This is a genomic window from Pseudoduganella violacea (genome assembly GCF_014191875.1).
Taxonomy (GTDB): domain Bacteria; phylum Pseudomonadota; class Gammaproteobacteria; order Burkholderiales; family Burkholderiaceae_D; genus Rugamonas; species Rugamonas violacea_A.
In genome coordinates, this window is record NZ_JACHXD010000018.1 from 13,566 (window position 1) to 36,379 (window position 22,814).

Sequence of the window (22,814 nt, forward strand, 5' to 3'; positions counted from 1 at the left end):
CGAGGAGCCGGGATCATGTGCAAGAAGAGTGTGGTGTCGGACGCCCAGGAAATCCAGCTGGCCATCGAACTGATCAACCTGGGCGCGCGCCTGCAGCTGCTGGAGACCGAAGTCTCGCTGTCGCGCGAACGCCTGCTCAAGCTGTACAAGGAATTGAAGGGCATGTCGCCGCCGAAAGGCATGCTGCCTTTCTCGACCGACTGGTTCCTGACCTGGCAGCCGAATATCCACTCTTCGCTGTTCCTGAACATCCACAGCTTCCTGGTGCAGCACGCTGGCGCCAGCGGCATCCACGCCGTGATGAAGGCTTACCAGCTGTATCTGGAACAGATGCCGCCGGAGCCCGGCCAAGAGCCGCTGCTGTCCCTGACCCGCGCCTGGACCCTGGTGCGTTTCGCCGGCAGCAAGATGCTCGAACTCAAGCCTTGCGGCAAATGCCAGGGCAAATTCATCGTCAATGCGATGGACTTGAACGGCAGTTATGTCTGCGGCCTGTGCCATATGCCTTCGCGCGCCGGCAAGACCAAAAAGGCCAAGGATGCCGAAGCGCTGGCCGCCTGAGTTGCGCCTTCCTCCCTGTTTATATAGTCAAAGCCGGGGCAGCCGATGAGGCCGTCCCGGCTTTGGCGCGCTCCAGCCGTGCAAGCGCTGCTGATCCAGCTGCTGGCGCTGCTGCCGCTGGCGGCCCTGGCCATCGTGCTCGACACGGCCGGCCGCGGCCTGACGCTGCTGACGGCGGCCTTGCTGCAAGGCGGCCTGGCGCTCCTGATCACATGGCGGCTCGGCCTGGCGCCGTGGTGGCGCCCGATCCAGCTGCTGTTCCCCGTGGCCGTGCTGGCGGCCAGCGCCCTGGGTTTGCCGCCCGTGCTCTACCTGCTGCCCTTCCTGTTTTTGCTGGCCCTGTACTGGTCCACCTTCCGCACCCAGGTGCCGTACTATCCGTCCCACGCCGCCGTCTGGCGCGCGGTGGCGGCCGAACTGCCGCCGGGCAGGGCGCTCAAGCTGGTCGATATCGGCAGCGGCCTGGGCGGCATGACCCTGCACCTGGCGCGCCAGCGCCCGGACTGCGACTGTCTCGGCATCGAGCTGGCGCCGCTGCCCTGGCTGGTGGCGCGCCTGCGCGCCGCGCTGAGCGGCAGCCGCGCCCGTTTTGTGCGCGGCGATTACGAGCGCCTCGACTTGGCCCGCTTCGATATGGTGTTCGCGTATTTATCGCCGGCCGCCATGCCGGCCTTATGGCAAAAGGCCAAAAGGGAAATGCGCCAAGGCAGCTTGCTGATTAGTTATGAATTTGAAATTCCCTATTGCGAAGCCGACAAGACCATAGTTACCACAGAGGGTGGGCCGCCGCTGTTTGTCTGGGTAATTTAACTGTCTTTCTCTTGCCGGAGCGGCGTTTGCACGTTATTGTAGTTCCACTGTGGAATTATTCTGTTTTTTGACGTCATAACGTCCGTTTTCCTGGGAGTTTGCACACTTGTTAGTCATAGTCGGTTATCTCATCGTGATGGGCTCCGTGTTCGGGGGCTTCGCGCTGTCGGGGGGACACCTGGCGGCTCTGTTCCAGCCTCTGGAGCTGCTGATGATCGGCGGTGCGGCGCTTGGTGCTTTCTTCGTCGGCAATAACGGCAAGGCCATCAAGGCCACGCTGGGCGCGCTGCCCAGCCTGCTCAAAGGTTCGCGCTACACCAAGGAATTGTATATGGAGCTCATGTCGCTGCTGTTCGACGTGCTCTCCAAGGTGCGCAAGGAAGGCTTGATGTCGATTGAAGGCGATATCGACAAGCCGTCCGACAGCCCGCTGTTCAGTAAGTATCCGATGGTGCTGGAAGACCACCATATTGTCGAGTTCATGACCGATTACCTGCGCTTGATGGTGTCGGGGAATATGGACGCCTTCCAGATCGAAAACCTGATGGATAATGAAATCGATACGCATCACCAGGAAGGCCATGTGCCGGCGCACTGTATCGCCAAGCTGGGCGACGGTCTGCCGGCTTTCGGTATTGTGGCGGCGGTGATGGGCGTGGTGCACACCATGGAATCGGTGGGCATTCCGCCGTCCGAGCTGGGCATGCTGATCGCGCACGCCCTGGTCGGCACCTTCCTCGGCATTTTGCTGGCCTACGGTTTCGTCGGTCCGCTGGCCAGCCTGCTGGAGCAGAAGCTGGATGAGTCGACCAAGATGTTCCAGTGCGTGAAAGTGACCCTGCTGGCCAGCCTGAACGGCTATGCCCCGGCGCTGGCCGTCGAATTCGGCCGCAAGGTGCTGTACTCGACCGAGCGTCCGTCCTTCTCGGAGCTGGAAGAACACATCAAGAAATCGAAATCGAAGTAAGGCCGCAGGCGCGTATTATGGTGAATAAGACTGCACTGAGAAGGAAGGGTCATGGCTGAAGAGGGCATGCGGCCTATCATCGTCAAGCGCATCAAGAAGGGCGGCGGTGGCCACCACGGCGGCGCCTGGAAGATCGCGTACGCCGACTTCGTGACGGCGATGATGGCCTTCTTCCTGCTGATGTGGCTCTTGGGCTCGACCACCAAGGGCGACCTGAACGGCATTTCCGAATACTTCAAGACCCCGCTCAAGGTGGCCATGCAGGGCGGCTCGGGCAGCGGCGACAGCTCCTCCGTGATTCCCGGCGGCGGCAAGGACCTGACCCGGCGCGAAGGCCAGGTCAAGCTGGGCGACGACCCCACGGTGAAAAAGACGTATAACCTGACGGCGGCCAAAAAGGCGCTGGAGCAGGAAGAGGCGGCGCGCCTGCAGGTGCTCAAGGAAAAACTGGAAGAGAAGATCGAGAACAATCCGAACCTGAAGAAATACCGCAACCAGCTGCTGCTCGACTTCACCAGCGAAGGCTTGCGCATCCAGATCGTCGACGAGCAGAACCGCCCCATGTTCGCCCTGGCGCGCGCCGACCTGCAGCCGTATACGCGCGAAATCCTGACCGAGATCGCCCCCGTGCTCAACGACGTGCCGAACAAGATCGGCCTGTCCGGCCACACCGATTCGACCCCGTATTTCAGCGACGCCGGCTACAGCAACTGGGAGTTGTCGGCCGACCGCGCCAACGCTTCGCGCCGCGCCCTGGTGCAGGGCGGCCTGGGCGACGCCAAGATCCTGCGCGTGGTGGGCCTGGCCTCGGCCGCCCACCTCGACCGCAAAGACCCGTTCAACCCGATCAACCGGCGCATCAGCATCATCGTCATGAACAAGAAGGCGGAAGAGAGCGTGATGCGCGATGGCGGCAAGCTGGAAGTCGGCACGGACACCGACGCCACGCGCGAGGCGATCAGCGCCCCCGCGCCAGCCCCGGCCAGGAAATAAAACGAGCCTGCTGTACGAGAACGAGACTGTTATGACGAGAAAAAAAATCCTGGGCTCCCATGTGAAGCGCCTGCTGTCGGGTGTGTCCGACCACGGGCGGCGCCATTTGACCGAGGTGGAAACCGATCTGATCCAGACGAACCTGTTGCTGGAAGAAGCGATTGAAAAACTGTCGCGCAATTTCATGGCCATCCATGATGCCGTCAACGCCCAGCAAGCGACCATCGAGTTGCTGCTGCAAGGCGGCACGCCGACCCCGGAAGACAAGCAGCGCCTGCAGGAAATGAACGAGCAAGTGAGCACCTATGTGAACGCGGCCATCACCAGCATGCAGTTCCAGGACATGACCAGCCAGCTGATCGACCGCACCTTGAAGCGCGTCACCGGCCTGCGCGAATTCCTCGGCACGCTGGGCGCGCATGGCGCGGAAATGCTGCCGGAAAGCGATAACGACGAGATTGTGGATTTGCTGGGCAAGGTCAGCATGGCGCTGGCGATCCAGAGCCTGGAGCTGCGCAGCGTGCTGCGCAAGGCGGTCAGCCAGAAGCACCTGGAGAGTGGCGACATCGAGCTGTTCTGACAGCAGCGGCGCCGGACAACGGTAACACAGTGGGCCTGGGCCCGAACCTAAAATAGTGAGATAAGAAGATGGCTAAAACAATACTTGCAGTTGACGACTCCAGCTCGCTGCGCCAGATGGTCGCCTTCAGCCTGAAGGCCGCCGGCTACCAGGTGGTGGAGGCGGTGGACGGTCAGGACGGCCTGGAAAAAGCCAAGCAGCAGACCGTGGACCTGGTGCTGACCGACCAGAACATGCCGCGCATGGACGGCCTGCAACTGATCAAGCTGCTGCGCGAACAACCGGCCTATGCCAAAGTGCCCATCCTGATGCTGACCACCGAATCGTCCGATGAGATGAAAGCCAAGGGCCGCGCCGCCGGCGCCAATGGCTGGCTGGTCAAGCCTTTCGACCCGCAACGTCTGATCGAGGTAGTCAAGAAAGTTATCGGTTGAGGTGGGCGCCATGAGCTTTGTTCTTGACGGAGTCGCGCCATGACCATCGATATAAGCCAGTTCTTTCAGGTCTTCTTCGACGAGGCCGAAGAGCTGCTGGCTGAAATGGAAAGGCTGCTGCTGGCCGTCGACGTGGAAGCGCCGACCGAAGAGGATCTGAACGCGATCTTCCGCACCGCGCACTCGGTGAAGGGCGGCGCGTCCACCTTCGGCCTGAGCGACATGACGGAAGTGACGCATATCCTGGAAACCCTGCTGGACCGCATCCGCAAAGGCGAGATGGCGCTGACCGGCGAGCATGTCGACGCCTTCCTGGCGGCCAAGGATATCCTGAAGATGCAGCTGGACGGCCACCGCCTCGGTTCGGCCGTGGACCAGGATGCGGTGGGCGATGTGCGCATGATGCTGCAATCGCTGGCCCAGGACGTGCACGTGGCGGCCCTGGCCCCGGTCGCGCCCTCGTTCCAGAGCGCGCGCGACAGCGCGGCGGTCGACCACAGCGGCGGCGCGCGCTACCGCCTGGAACTGCCGAAGATGGACCACCGCGAGGTGACGGCGCTGGCGGCCGAACTGGGCCTGCTGGGCCACGTCACGGTGACGCCGCTCGACCACGACCGCAACGCCATGGTGGTGACCACCCACGAGAGCCTGGACGATATCATCGCCATCTGCTCCTTCGTGCTGAATACCGAAGACATGAGCGTGACCGAGCTGCCGGCCCTGACGCCGGAGCAGGAAGCGAAGGAGCGGGCGGAACGGGCGCGCGTCGAAGGCGAACTCGGTTACGGCTTCTTCGACCCGGTCGACACCGCGCCAGCGGCGCCGGCGGCCGGCCAGGGCGGCGATCCGGGCTACGGCTTCTTCCAGCCGCTGGACGAAATCCGCGCCAACGCCGGCGCGGCCGGCGAGGATGCGCAAGGTTATGGCTTCTTCCAGCCGCTGGAAACCATCCGCGCCCAGGCCGGCATCAAGAACACGCCGCTCGAAGTCAAGCCGGTCGAGGAAGTCGAGAAGAAACCGGTCAAGAAGGAAGCGGCCGACAAGCCGGCCGCGCACGGCGCCGAATCGTCCTCGATCCGCGTCTCGATCGAGAAGGTCGACCAGCTGATCAACCTGGTCGGCGAACTGGTGATCACGCAAGCCATGATCGAGCAGCGCGCCGACTCGCTCGACCCCATGGTCTATGAGCGCCTGCTGAACGGCATCAGCCAGCTCACGCGCAATACCCGCGACCTGCAGGAAGCGGTGATGTCGATCCGCATGATGCCGATGGACTTCGTGTTCTCGCGCTTCCCGCGCATGGTGCGCGACCTGGCCTCCAAGCTGGGCAAGAAGGTCGACTTCATCACCCACGGCGCCGCCACGGAGCTGGACAAGGGCCTGATCGAACGCATCGTCGATCCGCTCACCCACCTGGTGCGCAACAGCATCGACCACGGCATCGAAATGCCGGAGGCGCGCCGCGCCGCCGGCAAGAGCGAGGCGGGGCGCCTGTTCCTCTCGGCCAGCCACCAGGGCGGCAATATCATCATCGAAGTGTCCGACGATGGCGGCGGCCTGAATCGCGAAAAGATCCTGTCCAAGGCCAAGGAGCGCGGCCTGCCGCTGTCCGACAATATGAGCGACGCCGACGTCTGGCAGCTGATCTTCGCGCCCGGCTTCTCCACCGCCGACGCCGTGACGGATGTCTCCGGCCGCGGCGTGGGCATGGACGTGGTCAAGCGCAATATCACGGCCATGGGCGGCTCGGTCGACATCCGTTCGGCCAAGGGCTTTGGCACCACCATGTCGATCTCGCTGCCGCTCACGCTGGCCATCCTGGACGGCATGTCGATCCGGGTCGGCGAGGAAGTGTACATCCTGCCGCTGGGCTTCGTGATCGAATCGCTGCAGCCGACGCCGGAAGACGTCAAGGAAATTTCCGGCAAGGGCAAGGTGATCAAGGTGCGCGGCGAGTACCTGCCGCTGATTCCGTTGTACCAGATGTTCGACATCGTGCCGCGCTTTACCGACCCCTCGCAGGGCATCCTGGTGATCCTCGAAACGGAAGGGCGCAAAGCCTGCCTCTTCGTCGACGAGCTGGTGGGCCAGCAGCAGGTCGTGGTCAAGAACCTCGAATCGAACTACCGCAAGGTGGCCGGCATTTCCGGCGCCACCATCCTGGGGGACGGCGGCGTCTCCCTGATCCTGGACGTGGCGGCGCTGATCCGCTCCTCGCGCCAGCTGGCCGACGAATCCATTTTTTCGTGACGCACTGTAAGTAACCGGGAAGGAAAAACCATCATGTCAGACGCAGTTCAAACCGCAGGCGCCAAGGATATTGCCGGCCACGAGTTCCTGGCCTTCAAGCTCGGCGCCGAGGAATACGGCATCGACATCCTGAAAGTGCAGGAAATCCGCGGCTACGAGGCCGTGACCCGGATCGCCAATGCCCCCGAGTTCATCAAGGGCGTGATCAATCTGCGCGGCATCATCATCCCGGTGGTGGACATGCGCATCAAATTCAATCTGGGCGAGCCGGTGTACGACCAGTTCACGGTCGTCATCATCCTCAATATCAACGGCCGCGTGGTCGGCATGGTGGTCGACAGCGTGTCCGACGTGACCACGCTGGCGCCCGAACAAGTCAAGCAGGCGCCCGAGATGGGCACCGCATTCAGCACCGAATACATGATCGGCCTGGGCACCATCGATGAGCGCATGCTGATCCTGGTGGACATCGACAAGCTGATGTCCAGCCCCGAAATGGGCTTGATAGAACAACTGGCGGCTTAGCACACAACAGCCGGCATCAACCCGCCAGAGGATGAACCGGCATTAGGACAGAAAGGCTACGAGGGAGACTGTGATGAATGTGCGCGACTATAAAATCGGGACAAGATTGGGCTTCGGCTTTGGCGTGCTGTTGCTGATTCTGGTAGGGATGGTCTTGTCGGCCAACATCCTGAACTACCGCAACAAGGCCCAGCTGACGGCCGGCCTGGACCTGACCACGGCCAAGAATCTGCAGGCGCAGACCATGAAGAGCGCGATGCTGGAAACCGGCATCGCCATGCGCAATATCGGCCTGCAATCGGACGTGAATCTGATGCAGAAGGAAGAGGGCAAGGTCAAGGAACAGCGCCAGCGCTACGAGGCCGCGCGCGGCAAGCTGCAAAGCCTGGGCTTGAACGAGACCGAAAACAAGGTGCTGAGCGATATCGCCGCTCTCGACCGCGACGTCGACGCCGCCTTCAAGGAAGCCATCGGCCAGGTGCTGGCCTTCAATAGCGAAGGCGCGGCCAAGGTCATCGCCAGCCGCATCGATCCGCTCAACCAGCAAACCCTGGCTTCGCTCAACAAGCTGGTGGACTTGCAGCAGGCCGCCGCGCGCGAGCTGCAGGAAAGCTCGGTCAAGGCCGATATGAGCCTGATGGTCTTCCTCTTCGTGCTGGGCGCGGCGGCGGTGGCCATCGGCGTCGTCTGCGCCATCTACATCACGCGTTCGATCACCGTGCCGCTGTCGGGCGCCGTGTCGGTGGCGCAGAAAGTGGCCGCCGGCGAGCTGACCTCGGACGTGTACGTGGAAGGCAAGGACGAAACCAGCGAGCTGCTGCAGGCGCTCAAGGACATGAACGACAGCCTGGTGCAAACCGTCAGCCAGGTGCGCACCGGCACCGACACCATCACCACCGCTTCGCGCGAAATCGCTTCCGGCAATGCCGACCTGTCGGGCCGCACCGAATCGCAGGCTTCCTCGCTGGAAGAAACCGCCAGCTCGATGGAAGAGCTGACGTCGACCGTGAAACAGAATGCCGATAACGCGCGCCAGGCCAACCAACTTGCGGTTTCGGCATCGTCGGTGGCGGTCAAGGGGGGCACCGTGGTGGCCCAGGTGGTCGACACCATGGGCTCGATCAAGGAAAGCTCGCGCAAGATCGTCGACATCATCGGCGTCATCGACAGCATCGCCTTCCAGACCAATATCCTGGCGCTGAACGCCGCCGTGGAAGCGGCGCGCGCCGGCGAACAGGGGCGCGGCTTCGCCGTGGTGGCGTCCGAGGTGCGCAATCTGGCGCAGCGCTCGGCCGGCGCGGCCAAGGAAATCAAGGCCTTGATCGACGATTCCGTGGTCAAGGTCGACACGGGCGGGCGCCTGGTGGACGAAGCCGGCCAGACCATGGACCTGATCGTGACCTCGATCAAGCAGGTGGCCGACATCATGGGCGAGATCACCGCCGCCACCCAGGAGCAAAGCAACGGCATCGAGGAAGTCAACCAGGCCATCACGCAGATGGATGAAATGACGCAGCAGAACGCCGCCCTGGTGGAGCAGGCCGCCGCCGCCGCCGAGAGCATGCAGGAACAGGCGCAGCGCCTGGCCGAAGCGGTCAGCATCTTCAAGCTGTCCGGCGACGAGGCCATGCTGAAACGCCCGGTGCTGGCGCCGCGCGCGCCGGCCATCGCCAAGGCGGCCGCGCCGTCGGTGCCGGTAGTGGTGGCGCCGCCGGCCGACGCGCCGGCCGCAAGGGCGGCCGAGAAGCCAGCGGCCAAGCCGGCGCCGAAGAAGATGGCGTCCGCTCCAGCGGGCGACGACTGGGAAGAGTTTTAAGTAGTATTGCGCTGTAGGCAGGGACGGCTGTCATCCGTCCCGCCCTGTGAGGCATTGTTATAAAGTAGTTCATAAGAGGTAAATACACATGCCGCAAACAAGAGACACCGTCAAAGAGTTTGACTTCAACGCCAAGGACTTCGAGCGGGTCCGAGCCATGATTTACAAACGGGCCGGCATTGCGCTGGCCGACAGCAAGCAGGAGATGGTGTATAGCCGCCTGGCGCGGCGTTTGCGCGCCACCGGCATCAATTCCTTCGTCCGCTACCTGGACGAGCTGGAAGCCGGTCGTCTGGGCGCCGAGTGGGAAGCCTTCACCAACGCCCTGACCACCAATCTGACTTCGTTTTTCCGGGAAGCCCACCATTTCCCGCTGCTGGCCGAGCATATCAAGCATAAGCGCGGCGAGCAGCTGAATATCTGGTGCTCGGCCAGTTCCACCGGCGAGGAGCCGTATTCGATCGCCATCACCGCCTGCGAAGCCTTCAACACGCTGACGCCGCCGGTGCACATCATCGCCACCGATATCGACACCAATGTGCTCAACACGGCCGCCAACGGCGTGTATCCGATCGAGCGCATCGAAAAGATGCCGATGGAGCAGCAGCGCCGCTTCTTCTTGCGCGGCAAGGGCGACAAGGCGGGCCTGGTGCGCGTGCGCCCCGAGCTGCGCCAGCTGATCACCTTCCGCCAGCTCAATTTGCTGGAAGACGATTGGGCCATCCGCGGCCCCTTCGATGCGATCTTCTGCCGCAATGTGATGATCTATTTCGACAAGGCGACCCAGCGCAAGATCCTGTCGCGCTTCGTGCCCCTGATGCGTTCCGACGCCCTGCTGTTTGCCGGCCACTCCGAGAACTTCCTGTACGTCTCGGATTCGCTCAAGCTGCGCGGCAAGACCGTCTACGAGCTGGATGCGGCACAGCGCAGCGCAGGCGCCAAGGCGCCCCAACGAGCATGAGATAGACGCCATGGATAAAGAACAATTTGCCACCAATGTCTACTTCGACCGGACCTTCGACTGCGAAGCGGCCAAGATCCTGCCGGGGGAATATTATTTCACCAGCAAGGACATGCTGATCGTGACCGTGCTCGGTTCCTGCGTCTCGGCCTGCATCCGCGACCGCAACACGGGTCTGGGCGGCATGAACCACTTCATGCTGCCGGACGGCGGTTCGGACGCCAACAGCCCGATTTCGGCGTCGGCTCGCTATGGCACGTATGCGATGGAAATCCTGATCAATGACTTGCTCAAAGCCGGTGCGCGGCGCGAGAATATGGAAGCGAAGGTCTTTGGCGGCGGCGCCGTGCTGAAAGGCTTCACGGCCATGAATGTGGGTGAACGCAACGCCGCCTTCGTGCAAAGCTTCCTGCGCAACGAGAAGATCCGCATCGTGGCCGAGGATCTCAACGATATTTACCCGCGCAAGGTGTACTTCTTCCCGCGCACGGGCAAGGTGCTGGTGAAAAAGCTGATGCAGACCCATAACGACACGCTGGCCAAACGCGAAATCGAATACGCCAGCCGCCTCAAAGTGCAGCCGGTGGGCGGCGAGGTCGAGCTGTTCTGACAGCAGGCATAAGAAAAAACGTCACGCAAAAACAACCAAGAGAAAGCAACAGAGGTAGCCATGAAGACCAAAGTCCTGATCGTGGACGACTCGGCGCTGATCCGCAGCGTCATGACCGAGATTATCAATAGCCAGCCCGATATGGAGGTGGTGGGCGTGGCCCCCGACCCGCTGGTGGCGCGCGAGTTGATCAAGCAGACCAATCCCGACGTGCTGACCCTGGACGTCGAGATGCCGAAGATGGATGGCCTGGACTTCCTGGAAAAGCTGATGCGCCTGCGGCCGATGCCGGTGGTGATGGTGTCTTCGCTGACCGAGCGCGGTTCCGAGATCACCATGCGCGCGCTGGAACTGGGCGCGGTCGATTTCGTGACCAAGCCGAAAATCTCGATCCAGACCGGCATGCGCGAATACACCGACCTGATCGCCGACAAGATCCGCGCCGCCTCGAAGGCGCGCATCCGCGCCCGCACCCTGCCGCAGGCCGGCGCGGAAGGCGCGGCGCCGCTGCCGCAGTTGCGCAACCCGCTGATGTCCTCGGAAAAGCTGATCATCGTCGGCGCCTCCACCGGCGGCACCGAAGCGATCCGCGAATTCCTGATGCAGATGCCGTCCGACTGTCCCGGCATCCTGATCACCCAGCATATGCCGGAAGGCTTCACGCGCTCCTTTGCCAAGCGCCTCGATTCGCTGTGCAAGATTTCGGTGGTGGAATCGGCCGGCAACGAGCGTGTGCTGCCGGGCCACGCGTATATCGCGCCGGGCCACTCGCACCTGATGCTGACGCGTTCCGGCGCCAACTATATGACCAAGCTCGACCAGGGCGAGCCGGTCAACCGCCACCGGCCCTCGGTCGATGTGCTGTTCCGTTCCGCCGCCCAGAACGCGGGCAAGAACGCGGTCGGCGTGATCCTGACCGGCATGGGCAAGGATGGCGCCGCAGGCATGTTGGAGATGAAGACGGCGGGGGCGTATAATTTTGCACAGGATGAAGCCAGCTGTGTCGTGTTCGGCATGCCGCGCGAAGCGATTGCGGTCGGCGCCACGCACGAGGTCGGCGCCCTGCAGGCGCTGCCGGGCATGGTGCTGGGCTATCTGGCGCAGCACGGTAAGCGCGCTTTGCGCGTTTGATACGCTATTCCCCGGGATTTGGGGCTGTTTGTTCGCCTTAAAGCAACGAAAATGCTATCCTACAAAGAGCTGGTGCTTCCAGACACTATTTATAACCGCGTAAAAGAATCAACGGAGTAATTCATGGCTGATCCAAAGATGAAATTTTTAGTTGTTGACGATTTTTCGACGATGCGCCGCATCGTCCGGAATCTGTTAAAAGAACTGGGTTATGCCAATGTGGACGAGGCTGAGGACGGCGTCATGGCGCTGGCCAAGCTGCGCGCCGAGCAGTTCGACTTCGTCGTGTCGGACTGGAATATGCCGAATATGGACGGCCTGACCATGCTGCAAAACATTCGCGCCGATCCCGCGCTGGCCAAGCTGCCCGTGCTGATGGTGACGGCCGAAGCGAAAAAGGAAAACATCATCGCGGCGGCCCAGGCCGGCGCCAACGGCTATGTCGTGAAACCGTTCACGGCCGCCACCCTCGATGAAAAACTCAACAAGATCTTCGAGAAACTCGGAGCTTGATGCATGAACCAGCTTTCCGCCATCGACGCCGCCCATGCGGCGCGCGGGCCGGGCGCGACCGGGCTGGCAGCCTGTGGCCATATGGCCACGGCGCTGCCGCTGCGTGAGCGCCGGCCGGGGCCGGGGAGCTGGCGCGGCAAGGCGGGCGGGGCCAGCGCTGCTGGCCGCAAGCGTCCCGGCCATGTGGCTGGCCTGAGCGAAAACGCGGCGCTCCAGGATACCCATGGGGCCGGCGGCCTGCTTGCAAGCGTAGGCTGCTAAAGCCTGAACTGCCGCCTGCGGGCGGCATTTTTTATGGGGCGCGCACATCATGCACCAGACCCATTTCCTCGTCCGGGAGCCGCTGCTCGATCCGAAGCAGCGCGTGGTCGGTTATGAACTGAGCTGGCAGCACGATGCCGCCGTGCCGCCGACCCAGGCCGAGCTCGAAGACCTGGTGGGTTTTGTCGCCGCCCAGGTCTGCCATCCCGACCACGGCTGGCTGCTGCGCGACAAAACCCTCTTTCTCGCGGCCGTGCCGGCCATGCTGTCTACCGACGCCCTGCACAATCTGCCGCCGCAGCACACCGTGCTCTCGCTCAAGACCGCCGAACTGGCCAATGCCGACACCATGGCCGCCGTGCAGGCGCTGCGCGCCGGCGGCGTCGGCATCCTGCTGCGCGAAGCCGACCTGGCGCGCGTCGGCAGCCGGCTTGGCACCGTGTGTTCGTATGTGGAGGTGCGCTTTTCCGGCGCCGATGTGGGGGCGCAGGCGCGCACCTATGCCGCGCTCAAGCAATCGACGGTGAGAATGGTGGGGCGGCCCGTGACGACCTGGGCCGATTTCGACGCCTGCGCCGCGCTTGGGCTCGACGCCTTCGTCGGCAAGCTGCACCTGACGCCGCGTCCCGGCACCGATGGCAAGGGCATGAATCCGGCGCAGACCGTGATCCTGCAGCTGATGCAGATGGTGAACGCCAATGCCGACGTCGCCCAGCTCGAAAACGTGCTCAAGCGCGACGCCGCGCTGTCCTACAAGCTGCTGCGTTACATCAATTCGGCCGGCTTCGGCGCCGGGCGTGAAATCCAGTCCTTGAAGCAAGCGATTACCTTGCTCGGCTACCAGCCACTGTACCGCTGGCTGACCCTGCTGCTGGCCACCGCCAGCAGCAGCGGCTACTCGCCGGTGCTGCTGGAAACGGCCGTGGTGCGCGGCCGGCTTGCCGAACTGCTGGGCGTGGGCGCCGTCGGCAAGGCCGAGGCCGAAAACATCTTCGTCGCCGGCATGTTCTCCCTGCTCGACAGGCTGCTTGGGATTCCGATGAAAGAAGTGCTCGACGCCATCCAGCTCTCCGACGAAGTGATGCGGGCCCTGCTGACGCGCGGCGGCAAATACGGCCCCTATCTGGCGCTGGCCGAAGCTTGCGAGCTCAACTCGAATCTCGTCTCCAGCCTGGCCGCCAGCCTGCACATCAGTCCCGCCGACGTCAACAAAGCCCACCTCTCCGCGCTCGCCTGGACCCAATCCCTGACCAGCGCCTGAGCCCAGCGAGTTTGCGCCAAATCAAACAATGTCCCACCCTGGTGTCAGGCGGGGCCGCCGAGGCACCAGAGCAGGACATTGTTTGATTTTGCTCAAAGAATGTCCGACCGCAGTGCCTGACACCAGGGTGGACATTGTTTGCGCTGGATCAAAGCGCAGGCGGGCTTAGATTTCGAGGTTGTCGATGAGGCGGGTGGTGCCGAGCTTGGCGGCGGCGAGCACGACCAGCGGGCTGCCTTGGGCCAGGTCGCCGGCGGTCGGCGGCTGCAGGTCGTTGCGCTTGCGGATGGAGATATAGTCCGGCTGCCAGCCGCGCTTGGCCAGCTCGTCCATGGCCTTGCGCTCGAGCTGGAAGGTGTCGAGGTGGCCGGCGCGCATTTCCTCGGCGACGAAGTTCAGATTCTGGTACAGGGCCGGTGCTTCGGCGCGCTCGGCGGCCGACAGGTACATATTGCGCGAAGACAGCGCCAGACCGTCGTCGGCGCGCCAGGTTTCGGCGGCGATGATATTGGTCGGCAGCGCGAATTGGCGGCACATATTGCGCACGATCATGAGCTGCTGGTAATCCTTCTTGCCGAACACGGCCACGCGCGGCTGCACGCAGGACAGCAGCTTCAGCACCACGGTCGTGACGCCGGTGAAGAAGCCGGGGCGGAATTCGCCTTCCAGGGTGTTGCCGAGGTCGTCCGGTGGACGCACGCGGTATTCCTGCGGCTCGGGGTACATATCTTTTTCGGTCGGCGCGAACAGCACGTAGACGCCTTCCTTCTCCAGCTTTTCCACGTCAGCCTGGAAGGTGCGCGGATATTTGTCGAAGTCTTCGTTCGGCCCGAACTGCAGGCGGTTGACGAAGATGGAGGCGACCACCGGGTCGCCATGCTTGCGCGCCAGCCGCATCAGCGACAGGTGGCCTTCGTGCAGATTGCCCATGGTGGGGACGAAGGCGGTGCGCAGTTGGCCGCTGAGCTGGTCGCGCAGTTCTTCGATGGAGGAGATGATTTTCATATTGCTTTTGTTAGGTTAGGCAGGCGAATACGCCAGGCGCACATAAATGGGCGCGAACGGTTCGGCCTGGGTAATTTCAATCAGGGTTTCCTTGGCCAGTTCGAGCAGGGCAACAAAGTTGACCACCAGCACGGGCACGCCGCCCGCCACGTCGAACAGGTCGGCAAACTCGACAAAACGGCTCGATTGCAGCCGGCGCAGAATGCCCGTCATATGTTCGCGCACGGACAGTTCCTCGCGCGTGATCTTGTGGTGCTGCTTGAGCTTGGCCCGTTTCAGCAAGTCTTTCCAGGCCGCCTGCAGATCGTCGGCATTCACCTCGGGCCAGACCGGGATCAGGCTTTGCTCGATGAAAATTTCGGCGCGCTGAAAATCGCGGTCGAGCTGGGGAATGCTGTTGAGGTCGTAGGCGGCCAGCTTGATCTGCTCGTATTCGAGCAGGCGCCGCACCAGTTCCGCGCGCGGGTCTTCCGCTTCCAGCTCGATATCGTGCTGGCGCTGCGGCAGCAGCATGCGCGACTTGATCTCGATCAGCATGGCGGCCATCAATAGATATTCGGCCGCCAATTCCAGATTCGACAAGCGGATCTGCTCGACGTATTTCAAATATTGCAGGGTGACCTGCGCCATCGGAATGTCGAGGATATTGAAGTTCTGCTTGCGGATCAGGTAGAGCAGCAGGTCGAGCGGGCCTTCAAACGCTTCCAGGAACACTTCCAGGGCGTCGGGCGGGATGTAGAGGTCGTTCGGCAGGCGCAGCAGCGGCTCGCCGTAGAGGCGGGCATACGCCGCGTCGGTGCTGGCGGTGTCGGCGGTATTGCCGCCGCCCGCCTCGGCGCCGCCCGGTGCTGCGATGCCGGCAGCGTCGTCCGCCGCCCCATCCTGCACCGCGTCTTTTGGCAACATCCCTTGCCGTCCCGGCTCTTACAGCTTGTTCTGGTACACGTAAGCTTGCTGTTTGATCGCCGATTCGCGCTGACGGGCTTGCTCGTCGAGCGGCGTCGGGGCTTTATCCCACAGAATGGAACGGCCTTGGCGCTGGCCTTCTTCGATGGCCGGATTCTTTTCCTTCAGCGCCTTGATGAACAGCGAGTGGTCCGACTCGTACATGCTATGTTGTTTGGAGAGTTTCATATCGCAAAATAAGGTGAATACCAAAGCGTATTTTACCGCGCCGCAGCGTGCCGGAGGGAATTTCTGTCGCCCACCTGCGACGTGGGCCGGATTCCGGTATGCTCTTTGTTCATGAATGCAAGACTTAATCTATCGACAGTGTTCCTGCTGATCGTGCCGCCCCTGCTCTGGGCCGGCAACGTCGTCATCGGCCGCGTGGTGAGTACCCTGGTGCCGCCGATTACCTTGAATTTCCTGCGCTGGGCGATTGCCTTCCTGATTTTACTGCCCCTGGCCGGTCCGATATTCCGACGCGGCAGTTCCTTATGGCTGCACTGGCGCCGTTTTGCCCTGCTCGGTTTATTGGGCGTCGGTTTATATAATGCCCTGCAATATATGGCCCTGCAAAGCTCGACGCCGATCAATGTCACCCTGGTCGCGGCCGGCATGCCGGTCTGGATGATGTTGACCGGCTGGCTGTTTTTCGGCGTGGCTATTGTGCGCCGTCAGATTATCGGGGCGATATTATCGATAGGCGGGGTATTGCTGGTACTGGCGCGCGGGGAATTGGCGCATTTGCTGGAATTAAGGCTGGTGGCCGGCGATATATTCATGATTTTCGCCACCATCGTCTGGTCGATTTATAGTTGGCTATTAACCCGCTCGCAGGAACCGGCCGATATTCGCGCCAATTGGGCCAGTTTCCTGCTGGCGCAAGTGGGATTCGGCGCGGTCTGGTCGGGCTTATTCGCGGCGGGTGAATGGGCTTATACCGACGCCGTTATCCACTGGAATACCACTTTATTCGCCGCGCTGGCCTATGTCTCGATCGGTCCGGCGATTATCGCATTCCGCTGCTGGGGCGCCGGCGTGCAGCGCGCCGGTCCCGCAGTGGCGGCTTTCTTCAGCAATCTGACGCCGTTGTTTGCCGCCGTCCTGTCTTCGGCCGTGCTGGGCGAGACGCCCCACCTCTACCACGCCATCGCCTTCCTCTTGATCGTCGGCGGCATTGTCGTCTCCTCGCGCCGGGCTGCTTAGACGAGCCAGTTCCCGGCGCATTCGTGCCAGATTCTGGTTTGCCAGGGACAAAAAAACGCGCCGGACGGCGCGTTGGCGGCTCAGCAGCGCAAGGTGCGCCGCATGACCAGCGGTGAGGGCTCAAGCGGATTGGCGTGGGAATATTCCAATTCCTCGGCCAGCTCGAATTCAAAAGCGGAATAAAAGTCGATCAATTTCGGTTGATCGCTGCGCACCGCAAGCCGCAATTCCTCCACGCCAATCGCCAGGCCGTGGTGAATTACCGCTTCCAATAAATGCTGGGATAAATTACTGCCGCGATATTCCGGCAATACGCCCATGCGCAGGATTTCCCAGACATCGGGTTCCGCGTCCAGCGGCAGCCAGCGCACCGAGCCAATCGGCTTTTCATCGACCAGCAAAATAAAACCGCCGCCGTCGCGCAAATGCTGGGCGACGAAAACGGCGGTTTCGCGGTGGCCGCTGGAAGTTACATTGACCTTGCCGGCCCACGCGGCACGCGTGAGATCGGCAAGTAATTGGGCATCGTCGCTACCAGCTTCGCGCACCACTATATTCATTGCAATAACCTTTTAGCCGATGCGCATGCCTGGTTCGGCACCCGGCCATGGATTCAGGATATACAGGCCGGGATTGGCCTTTTCATCCGCCGCCGAAGCAGCCAATACCATGCCTTCGGAAATGCCGAATTTCATTTTACGCGGCGCCAGATTGGCGACCATGACGGTCAATTTGCCGATCAAGTCTTCCGGTTTATAAGCAGCCTTAATGCCGGAGAAAACATTGCGGTGGCGGCCTTCGCCCACATCCAGGGTCAGGCGCAGCAGCTTGTCGGAACCTTCGACGTGTTCGCAGTTGACGATCTTGGCCACGCGCAGGTCGATCTTGGCGAAATCGTCGATCTTGATTTCCGGCGCCAGTGCTTCGATGCCGGTAGCCGGGGCGGCTTCGGCGGCGGCAGGAACAGCGGCAGCGGCGGCAGCCTGCTGGGCCGGCGCATCGAACAGATCCTCGATCATTTTGGCATCGACGCGGGTCATCAGGTGCTCGTAGGCGCCGATGGTGCGGCCCAGCATGGACTGGTAGACGGCGCCGGAAGCGACTGCCGTATCGGCCCACACCATGCGCTCGTCCTTGAGGAATTTGCGCACATTGGCGGCCACGCCCGGCAGCACCGGCGACAGCAGGATGGCCAATTGACGGAACAGGATCAGGGCCGTGGTGCAGACTTCGTGCAGTTCGGCAACCTTCTCGGCGTCCTTGGCCAGCACCCATGGCTTGTTCTCGTCCACATACTGGTTGGCGGCGTCGGCGATTTCCATGATTTCGCGCAAGGCCTTGCCGAACTCGCGGTTTTCGAAATTGTGCGCGATGCTGGCCTGGCGTTCCTTGCCCTCGGCCGAGAGCAGGGCGCGCTTGATCCAGTCCTGGGCCGACGGCGACAGCTCGCTCGCCAGTTTGCCGTCGAATTTCTTGGCGATGAAGCCGGCGCAGCGGCTGGCGATGTTGACGAATTTGCCGATCAGGTCGGAATTCACGCGGGCCACGAAGTCGTCGCCGGTGAAGTCCAGGTCTTCCACTTTGGAATTCAGCTTGAAAGCGATGTAATAACGCAGCCACTCAGGATTCATGCCCAGGTTCAGGTAGCGCAGTGGCGAAATGCCGGTGCCGCGCGACTTGGACATTTTCTCGTTGTTCACGGTCAGGTGGCCGTGGACGTTGACTTTCAGCTTCTCGATCACCGGATGGTCGGCGAATTTCAGCATGGCCGGCCAGAACAGCAGGTGGAAGGACACGATGTCCTTGCCGATGAAGTGGATCTGCTCGGTGGCCGGATCGTTCAGCAGGGCGTTGAAGTCCATGCCCTGCTTCTCGCAGTAATTTTTCAGGCTGGCCAGATAGCCGACCGGCGCGTCCAGCCACACATAGAAGAACTTGCCCGGCGCGTCCGGAATCGGGATGCCGAAATAGGGCGCGTCACGCGAAATATCCCAGTCGGCCAGCTTTTCGCCGGCTTCGCCCAGCCACTCGCTGACCTTGTTCACCATTTCCGGCTGCAAGCGGCCTGGGGTGTTCAGCCAATCGCGCAGGAATTCGAAGCAGCGCGGATCGGACAGCTTGAAGAAGTACTGCTCGGACGGCTTCAGGATCGGCGTGGCATTGGTGAAGACCGAGAACGGATTCACCAGCTCGGTCGGCTGGTAAGCGGCGCCGCATACCTCGCAGTTATCGCCATACTGGTCCTTGGCGTGGCATTTCGGACACTCGCCCTTGATATTGCGGTCGGCCAGGAACATACCTTTGACCGGATCGTAGAAACGGTCGACGGTCTTGGTCTGGATCAGGCCGGCGTCGCGCAGCTTGCGGTAGATGCCCTGGGACAGCTCGACGTTTTCCGGCGAATCGGTGGAATACCAGTTATCGAAGGCGATGTGGAAGCCGTCCAGGTACTGGGCGCGGCCGGCCGCGATCTTGGCCACGAATTCCTGCGGCGTGATGCCTTCTTTTTCGGCCGCGATCATGATCGGCGTGCCGTGGGTATCGTCGGCGCCGACGAAATGCACCTCGCGCAGGCCGTTGCCTTCGCGCTGCATTCGCTGGAAACGAACCCAGATGTCGGCCTGGATGTATTCCATCATATGGCCGATGTGGAAGGCAGCGTTTGCGTAGGGCAGGGCAGTAGTGACGAACAGCTTGCGGGTCATGGTTAGTGCGCTTGTTGGGTGAATAAAAGAAGCATTTTACCAGCGGACGGCGGCGCTGCGCAGCTTGCGCGGGGTGGCGCCATGTAAAAGTGTCCATTTTGCGCTAGACTGCGGCATCACCAACGGAGATTCACATGAGCATCACAGTAGAAGACGTCAAGGCAGCGCTGGCCAAAGTTATCGATCCGAACACGGGCAAGGACTTCGTATCCACCAAATGCGTGCGCAAGCTGCAAGTCGAGGGCGGCACGGTCAGCCTGGAAATCGAACTGGGCTACCCGGCGCGCAGCCAGATCGACGGCTTGCGCGCGAGCGTGCTGGCGGCCCTGGCCCCGCTCGCCGGCGCCGACAAGATCAGCCTGAATATCTACAGCAAGATCATTTCCCACGCGGTGCAGCGCGGCTTGAAGCTGATGCCGAACGTGAAGAATATCATTGCCGTCGCCTCGGGCAAGGGCGGTGTGGGCAAATCCACCACGGCCGTCAACCTGGCCCTGGCGCTGGCCGCCGAAGGCGCGTCGGTCGGCGTGCTCGATGCCGACATCTACGGTCCCTCGCAGCCGATGATGCTGGGCGTGAGCGGCCGTCCCGGCACGCGCGACGGCAAGACCATGGAACCGATGGAAAACCACGGCGTGCAAGTCTCCTCGATCGGCTTCCTGATCGATCCGGACGAACCGATGGTGTGGCGCGGTCCGATGGTCACGCAAGCCCTGCAGCAGCTGCTGGAGCAAACCAACTGGCGCGACCTCGACTACCTGATCGTCGACATGCCGCCGGGCACGGGCGACATCCAGCTGACCTTGTCGCAAAAAGTGCCGGTGACCGGCGCCGTGATCGTCACCACGCCGCAGGACATCGCCCTGCTGGATGCGCGCAAGGGCTTGAAAATGTTCGAGAAAGTCGGCATCCCGATTCTGGGCGTGGTGGAGAATATGAGCACCCACACCTGTTCCAACTGCGGCCACACCGAGCAGATATTCGGCGAAGGCGGCGGCCAGAAAATGTGCGCCGACTTCGACACTGAATTCCTCGGCTCCCTGCCGCTGACCATGGCGATCCGTGAGCAGACCGATTCCGGCAAGCCGACCGTGGTGGCCGAGCCGGAAGGCAAGGTTGCTGCCGTATACAAGGAAATCGCGCGCAAAGTCGCGGTGAAAGTGGCTGAAAAAGCCAAGGATATGAGCAGCAAGTTCCCCAGCATAGTGATCAAAAACGACTAAGGAGACTTACGATGCACAAACAGCAAGTGATGGTGCGCCTGGCGGCGGCCGCGGTCCTGGCCATGGCCTCGCTCGGCGCGGCGGCGCAATCGGTATCGTTTGTAGAGCCGGTGGATGGCGCCACGGTCAGCAGCCCGTTCAAGGTCAAATTCGCCGTCAGCGGCATGGAAGTCAAGCCGGCGGGCGAAATGGCCGCCAACACCGGCCACCACCACCTGCTGATTGATGGCGAAAGCATGAAAGCCGGCGAATCCATCCCCTTCGACGACAAGCATCTGCACTTCGGCAAAGGTCAGACCGAAGCCGAAGTCAAGCTCCCGCCCGGCAAATACAAGCTCACCATGCAATTCGCCAACGGCGCCCACCAAAGCTACGGCGCCGGCCTCAGCAAGACCATCAACGTCACCGTCAAATAAGCCACATCGTTTGATCTGCATCAACCAATGTCCCACCCTGGTGTCAGGCACGAGGGTCGGACATTCCTTGATCGATATCAAAGAATGTCCGCCCGTGGTGCCTGACACCAGGGTGGACATTTTTTGATGTGGGTCAAAGGTGGGGCTTATTTGAGGCGGGTGAAGGCGGTGGTGGTGGTGCCGATGAGGGCGCGACCGTTGTTGTTGCTGTCGAAGCGCAGTTCGAGGTCTTGCGAACTCAGGAAGTAGGCGCCGTTGCCTGCGCTGTAGAGGGTTTCGGGCTCGCTTTGGCCGATGGCGATGGTCAGGCCTTCGCCGGAACGCGCGATGTGGAATTCGTTGGCGCCGAGCTGGTATTGACCGGGCAGTTGCTGGATGGCGCTGGCGTCGTGCGCGACGGCGCGGCGCTCGCGGCTGCGGTGGGTGGGCCAGTTGTATTCGGCGGCGATGGCGGCAACCAGTTGGTGGATGAGCTCGCTGCCGCGCTCGCCATTGCTCATGATGACCAGGCCGTCGCCGCGCTCGGTGTAGGCGATCAGGCGGTTGCGGTAGCCTTCATTCGAGCCGCCGTGGCTGAAGGTCTGGGCCTGGCCTTCGCCGGCCATGCGCAGGCCGAGGCTGAAGTCGTCGAGCACGGGATTGAGCATGAGGTTGGCCATGGTTTGCGAGAGCACGTGGTTGGCCTGACCGGCGGCCGAGCGGCGCAGTTCGATGGCGAAGCGGGCGACGTCGCTGGGCGTGGTCCACAGGCCGGCCGCGGCCAGCTCGGGATAGGTGTGCGGGCCGCCGACGACCGGCTTGCCCTGGCGATCGTGCGGCAGGGCGGCGCGCGCCAGGCGGGCAGGGGGCAGCGGCTGTTCGAAGCTGCTGTCGGCCATGCCGACGGGTTTGAGGACCGTGCTGTCCATCAGGGCGGCGAAGCCTTCCGGGCTTTTCTGCGTCATCACGTATTGCACCACGGTGTAGCCGCCGCCGGAGTAGCGCCACATGCTGCCCGGACGCGTGCTGACGTGCACGCCGCGCGAGTTGGCCGGCGCGGCGCCGTTCAGGACTTGCACCAGTTGCGGCACCGGTTTGCCGGCGGCATAGCCGGCGAAGCCGCTGACCGTGGTGCCGCCCGTGTGCGACAGCAGTTGGCGCAGCGTGACGGGGGAATTGTCGATATCCTTGGGCAGTTTCCAGAACGTGGTGTAGCTGTTGATGTCGCGGTCCAGCGCCAGCTTGCCGTCTTCGACCAGTTTCAGGGCGGCCATGGCCGTCACCGGCTTGCTGATGGAGGCGGCCTGGAATAGCGTGGACGGGGTGATGGCCGGTCCGCCCGCATACGCCACGCCATAGCCTTTGGCCCATTCGATCTCGCCGCCATGGATCACGGCGATGCTCACGCCCGGCACGCCAAGCCGCGCCATTTCCTCGCTCAGCTTGCGCTTGACCGGCGCCATGCCCTGCACCGTGACGGCGGGCAGCAGCCCTTGTTCGATATTGGCGATATGCCGCTCCAGCACCGGGTTGGCGGTATCGGCGGCAAAGGCGGGCAGGGCGGCGAGCAGCGCGAGGGCGGCGGGGAGGCGGACGGCCATGGGTTCTCCTGAGGTGTTGTCGGCTGAGTATATGTGAAGCCGCCCGTCCTTGCTTGCCGTC

The 22,814-nt window shown here is 62.4% G+C and carries 24 protein-coding genes; 18 read left to right on the forward strand and 6 right to left on the reverse strand.

The genetic code is table 11. From position 1 onward, the window contains the following. Positions 1-15: 15 nt before the first annotated feature. The 15 genes from flhC (at position 16) to FHS03_RS23270 (ending at position 13,673) form a co-directional block, all read left to right on the forward strand. Complete coding sequence (gene flhC / locus FHS03_RS23200) at positions 16-561, forward strand: flagellar transcriptional regulator FlhC (RefSeq protein WP_183443303.1); 546 nt, start codon at positions 16-18, stop codon at positions 559-561. A 45-nt stretch (positions 562-606) separates the two neighbouring features. Then, positions 607-1,371 carry a class I SAM-dependent methyltransferase gene (locus tag FHS03_RS23205; RefSeq protein WP_183443304.1) on the forward strand — a complete coding sequence of 255 codons (765 nt, stop codon included), beginning with the start codon at positions 607-609 and terminating at the stop codon, positions 1,369-1,371. Positions 1,372-1,477: 106 nt separating this feature from the next. Then, complete coding sequence (gene motA, locus FHS03_RS23210; RefSeq protein WP_183443305.1) at positions 1,478-2,338, forward strand: flagellar motor stator protein MotA; 861 nt, start codon at positions 1,478-1,480, stop codon at positions 2,336-2,338. A 51-nt stretch (positions 2,339-2,389) separates the two neighbouring features. Further along, on the forward strand, positions 2,390-3,331 hold the full coding sequence (gene motB / locus FHS03_RS23215; protein WP_183443306.1) for a flagellar motor protein MotB: 942 nt from the start codon (positions 2,390-2,392) through the stop codon (positions 3,329-3,331). A 31-nt stretch (positions 3,332-3,362) separates the two neighbouring features. Continuing rightward, positions 3,363-3,911, forward strand: a complete 549-nt coding sequence (locus FHS03_RS23220) for a chemotaxis protein (protein ID WP_176345574.1) — start codon at positions 3,363-3,365, stop codon at positions 3,909-3,911. Positions 3,912-3,979: 68 nt separating this feature from the next. Further along, positions 3,980-4,345, forward strand: a complete 366-nt coding sequence (locus FHS03_RS23225) for a response regulator (RefSeq protein WP_050407081.1) — start codon at positions 3,980-3,982, stop codon at positions 4,343-4,345. A gap of 39 nt (positions 4,346-4,384) precedes the next feature. Beyond that, positions 4,385-6,595 carry a chemotaxis protein CheA gene (gene cheA / locus FHS03_RS23230; RefSeq protein WP_183443307.1) on the forward strand — a complete coding sequence of 737 codons (2,211 nt, stop codon included), beginning with the start codon at positions 4,385-4,387 and terminating at the stop codon, positions 6,593-6,595. Positions 6,596-6,628: 33 nt separating this feature from the next. After that, positions 6,629-7,120, forward strand: a complete 492-nt coding sequence (locus tag FHS03_RS23235; protein ID WP_050407083.1) for a chemotaxis protein CheW — start codon at positions 6,629-6,631, stop codon at positions 7,118-7,120. A gap of 73 nt (positions 7,121-7,193) precedes the next feature. After that, positions 7,194-8,936, forward strand: coding sequence for a methyl-accepting chemotaxis protein (locus tag FHS03_RS23240; protein ID WP_183443308.1), 1,743 nt, complete (start codon positions 7,194-7,196; stop codon positions 8,934-8,936). A gap of 88 nt (positions 8,937-9,024) precedes the next feature. After that, positions 9,025-9,897, forward strand: a complete 873-nt coding sequence (locus FHS03_RS23245) for a CheR family methyltransferase (protein WP_183443309.1) — start codon at positions 9,025-9,027, stop codon at positions 9,895-9,897. A gap of 10 nt (positions 9,898-9,907) precedes the next feature. Beyond that, positions 9,908-10,507 (forward strand): chemoreceptor glutamine deamidase CheD, encoded by a 600-nt coding sequence (gene cheD, locus FHS03_RS23250; protein ID WP_183443310.1) that lies wholly within the window; start codon positions 9,908-9,910, stop codon positions 10,505-10,507. A 60-nt stretch (positions 10,508-10,567) separates the two neighbouring features. After that, positions 10,568-11,638 (forward strand): protein-glutamate methylesterase/protein-glutamine glutaminase, encoded by a 1,071-nt coding sequence (locus tag FHS03_RS23255; protein ID WP_183443311.1) that lies wholly within the window; start codon positions 10,568-10,570, stop codon positions 11,636-11,638. Between the two features lie 123 nt (positions 11,639-11,761). Beyond that, a complete protein-coding gene (cheY, locus tag FHS03_RS23260; RefSeq protein WP_028104141.1) occupies positions 11,762-12,151 on the forward strand; it encodes a chemotaxis response regulator CheY in 390 nt (129 codons plus the stop codon). A gap of 3 nt (positions 12,152-12,154) precedes the next feature. Beyond that, on the forward strand, positions 12,155-12,412 hold the full coding sequence (locus tag FHS03_RS23265; protein WP_183443312.1) for a hypothetical protein: 258 nt from the start codon (positions 12,155-12,157) through the stop codon (positions 12,410-12,412). A 49-nt stretch (positions 12,413-12,461) separates the two neighbouring features. Then, a complete protein-coding gene (locus FHS03_RS23270; protein ID WP_183443313.1) occupies positions 12,462-13,673 on the forward strand; it encodes an EAL and HDOD domain-containing protein in 1,212 nt (403 codons plus the stop codon). A 165-nt stretch (positions 13,674-13,838) separates the two neighbouring features. On the opposite strand, the gene panC is transcribed toward FHS03_RS23270, so the two are convergent. From panC to FHS03_RS23285, 3 genes are read right to left on the reverse strand one after another with little or no spacing between them, the layout of a single operon-like run. After that, positions 13,839-14,678: a pantoate--beta-alanine ligase gene (gene panC, locus FHS03_RS23275; protein WP_183443314.1), complete on the reverse strand. Its 840-nt coding sequence runs from the start codon at positions 14,676-14,678 to the stop codon at positions 13,839-13,841. Positions 14,679-14,693: 15 nt separating this feature from the next. Next, the gene (locus FHS03_RS23280) at positions 14,694-15,584 is read right to left on the reverse strand and encodes a segregation and condensation protein A (protein ID WP_183443315.1); all 891 of its coding nucleotides are present in this window, start codon (positions 15,582-15,584) and stop codon (positions 14,694-14,696) included. A gap of 18 nt (positions 15,585-15,602) precedes the next feature. Next, a complete protein-coding gene (locus tag FHS03_RS23285) occupies positions 15,603-15,788 on the reverse strand; it encodes a DUF3460 family protein (RefSeq protein WP_371871764.1) in 186 nt (61 codons plus the stop codon). A 135-nt stretch (positions 15,789-15,923) separates the two neighbouring features. Here FHS03_RS23285 and FHS03_RS23290 point away from each other — a divergent pair, with 135 nt between their 5' ends. Then, positions 15,924-16,829 carry a DMT family transporter gene (locus FHS03_RS23290; protein WP_183443378.1) on the forward strand — a complete coding sequence of 302 codons (906 nt, stop codon included), beginning with the start codon at positions 15,924-15,926 and terminating at the stop codon, positions 16,827-16,829. Positions 16,830-16,909: 80 nt separating this feature from the next. On the opposite strand, the gene FHS03_RS23295 is transcribed toward FHS03_RS23290, so the two are convergent. Then, a complete protein-coding gene (locus FHS03_RS23295) occupies positions 16,910-17,389 on the reverse strand; it encodes a GNAT family N-acetyltransferase (protein ID WP_183443316.1) in 480 nt (159 codons plus the stop codon). 12 nt (positions 17,390-17,401) lie between these two features. Further along, positions 17,402-19,534 carry a methionine--tRNA ligase gene (metG, locus tag FHS03_RS23300; protein ID WP_183443317.1) on the reverse strand — a complete coding sequence of 711 codons (2,133 nt, stop codon included), beginning with the start codon at positions 19,532-19,534 and terminating at the stop codon, positions 17,402-17,404. Positions 19,535-19,668: 134 nt separating this feature from the next. Here metG and apbC point away from each other — a divergent pair, with 134 nt between their 5' ends. After that, positions 19,669-20,757 carry an iron-sulfur cluster carrier protein ApbC gene (gene apbC, locus FHS03_RS23305; RefSeq protein WP_183443318.1) on the forward strand — a complete coding sequence of 363 codons (1,089 nt, stop codon included), beginning with the start codon at positions 19,669-19,671 and terminating at the stop codon, positions 20,755-20,757. A gap of 11 nt (positions 20,758-20,768) precedes the next feature. Next, entirely contained in the window at positions 20,769-21,173 is a 405-nt protein-coding gene (locus tag FHS03_RS23310) for a DUF4399 domain-containing protein (RefSeq protein ID WP_183443319.1), read from the forward strand. 146 nt (positions 21,174-21,319) lie between these two features. Here the strand turns inward: FHS03_RS23310 and FHS03_RS23315 are convergent, their stop codons facing one another. Further along, positions 21,320-22,753: a serine hydrolase domain-containing protein gene (locus tag FHS03_RS23315; RefSeq protein WP_221208241.1), complete on the reverse strand. Its 1,434-nt coding sequence runs from the start codon at positions 22,751-22,753 to the stop codon at positions 21,320-21,322. Between the last annotated feature and the right edge of the window lie 61 nt (positions 22,754-22,814).

Excerpts from the sequence above, each read along its gene's own strand:
- flhC (WP_183443303.1), top strand. The coding sequence starts at position 16 with ATGTGCAAGAAGAGTGTGGTGTCGGACGCCCAGGAAATCCAGCTGGCC.
- FHS03_RS23205 (WP_183443304.1), top strand. The coding sequence starts at position 607 with ATGAGGCCGTCCCGGCTTTGGCGCGCTCCAGCCGTGCAAGCGCTGCTG.
- motB (WP_183443306.1), top strand. The coding sequence starts at position 2,390 with ATGGCTGAAGAGGGCATGCGGCCTATCATCGTCAAGCGCATCAAGAAG.
- FHS03_RS23220 (WP_176345574.1), top strand. The coding sequence starts at position 3,363 with ATGACGAGAAAAAAAATCCTGGGCTCCCATGTGAAGCGCCTGCTGTCG.
- FHS03_RS23225 (WP_050407081.1), top strand. The coding sequence starts at position 3,980 with ATGGCTAAAACAATACTTGCAGTTGACGACTCCAGCTCGCTGCGCCAG.
- cheA (WP_183443307.1), top strand. The coding sequence starts at position 4,385 with ATGACCATCGATATAAGCCAGTTCTTTCAGGTCTTCTTCGACGAGGCC.
- FHS03_RS23235 (WP_050407083.1), top strand. The coding sequence starts at position 6,629 with ATGTCAGACGCAGTTCAAACCGCAGGCGCCAAGGATATTGCCGGCCAC.
- FHS03_RS23240 (WP_183443308.1), top strand. The coding sequence starts at position 7,194 with ATGAATGTGCGCGACTATAAAATCGGGACAAGATTGGGCTTCGGCTTT.
- FHS03_RS23245 (WP_183443309.1), top strand. The coding sequence starts at position 9,025 with ATGCCGCAAACAAGAGACACCGTCAAAGAGTTTGACTTCAACGCCAAG.
- cheD (WP_183443310.1), top strand. The coding sequence starts at position 9,908 with ATGGATAAAGAACAATTTGCCACCAATGTCTACTTCGACCGGACCTTC.
- FHS03_RS23255 (WP_183443311.1), top strand. The coding sequence starts at position 10,568 with ATGAAGACCAAAGTCCTGATCGTGGACGACTCGGCGCTGATCCGCAGC.
- cheY (WP_028104141.1), top strand. The coding sequence starts at position 11,762 with ATGGCTGATCCAAAGATGAAATTTTTAGTTGTTGACGATTTTTCGACG.
- FHS03_RS23265 (WP_183443312.1), top strand. The coding sequence starts at position 12,155 with ATGAACCAGCTTTCCGCCATCGACGCCGCCCATGCGGCGCGCGGGCCG.
- FHS03_RS23270 (WP_183443313.1), top strand. The coding sequence starts at position 12,462 with ATGCACCAGACCCATTTCCTCGTCCGGGAGCCGCTGCTCGATCCGAAG.
- panC (WP_183443314.1), bottom strand. The coding sequence starts at position 14,678 with ATGAAAATCATCTCCTCCATCGAAGAACTGCGCGACCAGCTCAGCGGC.
- FHS03_RS23280 (WP_183443315.1), bottom strand. The coding sequence starts at position 15,584 with ATGTTGCCAAAAGACGCGGTGCAGGATGGGGCGGCGGACGACGCTGCC.
- FHS03_RS23285 (WP_371871764.1), bottom strand. The coding sequence starts at position 15,788 with ATGTACGAGTCGGACCACTCGCTGTTCATCAAGGCGCTGAAGGAAAAG.
- FHS03_RS23290 (WP_183443378.1), top strand. The coding sequence starts at position 15,924 with ATGAATGCAAGACTTAATCTATCGACAGTGTTCCTGCTGATCGTGCCG.
- FHS03_RS23295 (WP_183443316.1), bottom strand. The coding sequence starts at position 17,389 with ATGAATATAGTGGTGCGCGAAGCTGGTAGCGACGATGCCCAATTACTT.
- metG (WP_183443317.1), bottom strand. The coding sequence starts at position 19,534 with ATGACCCGCAAGCTGTTCGTCACTACTGCCCTGCCCTACGCAAACGCT.
- apbC (WP_183443318.1), top strand. The coding sequence starts at position 19,669 with ATGAGCATCACAGTAGAAGACGTCAAGGCAGCGCTGGCCAAAGTTATC.
- FHS03_RS23310 (WP_183443319.1), top strand. The coding sequence starts at position 20,769 with ATGCACAAACAGCAAGTGATGGTGCGCCTGGCGGCGGCCGCGGTCCTG.
- FHS03_RS23315 (WP_221208241.1), bottom strand. The coding sequence starts at position 22,753 with ATGGCCGTCCGCCTCCCCGCCGCCCTCGCGCTGCTCGCCGCCCTGCCC.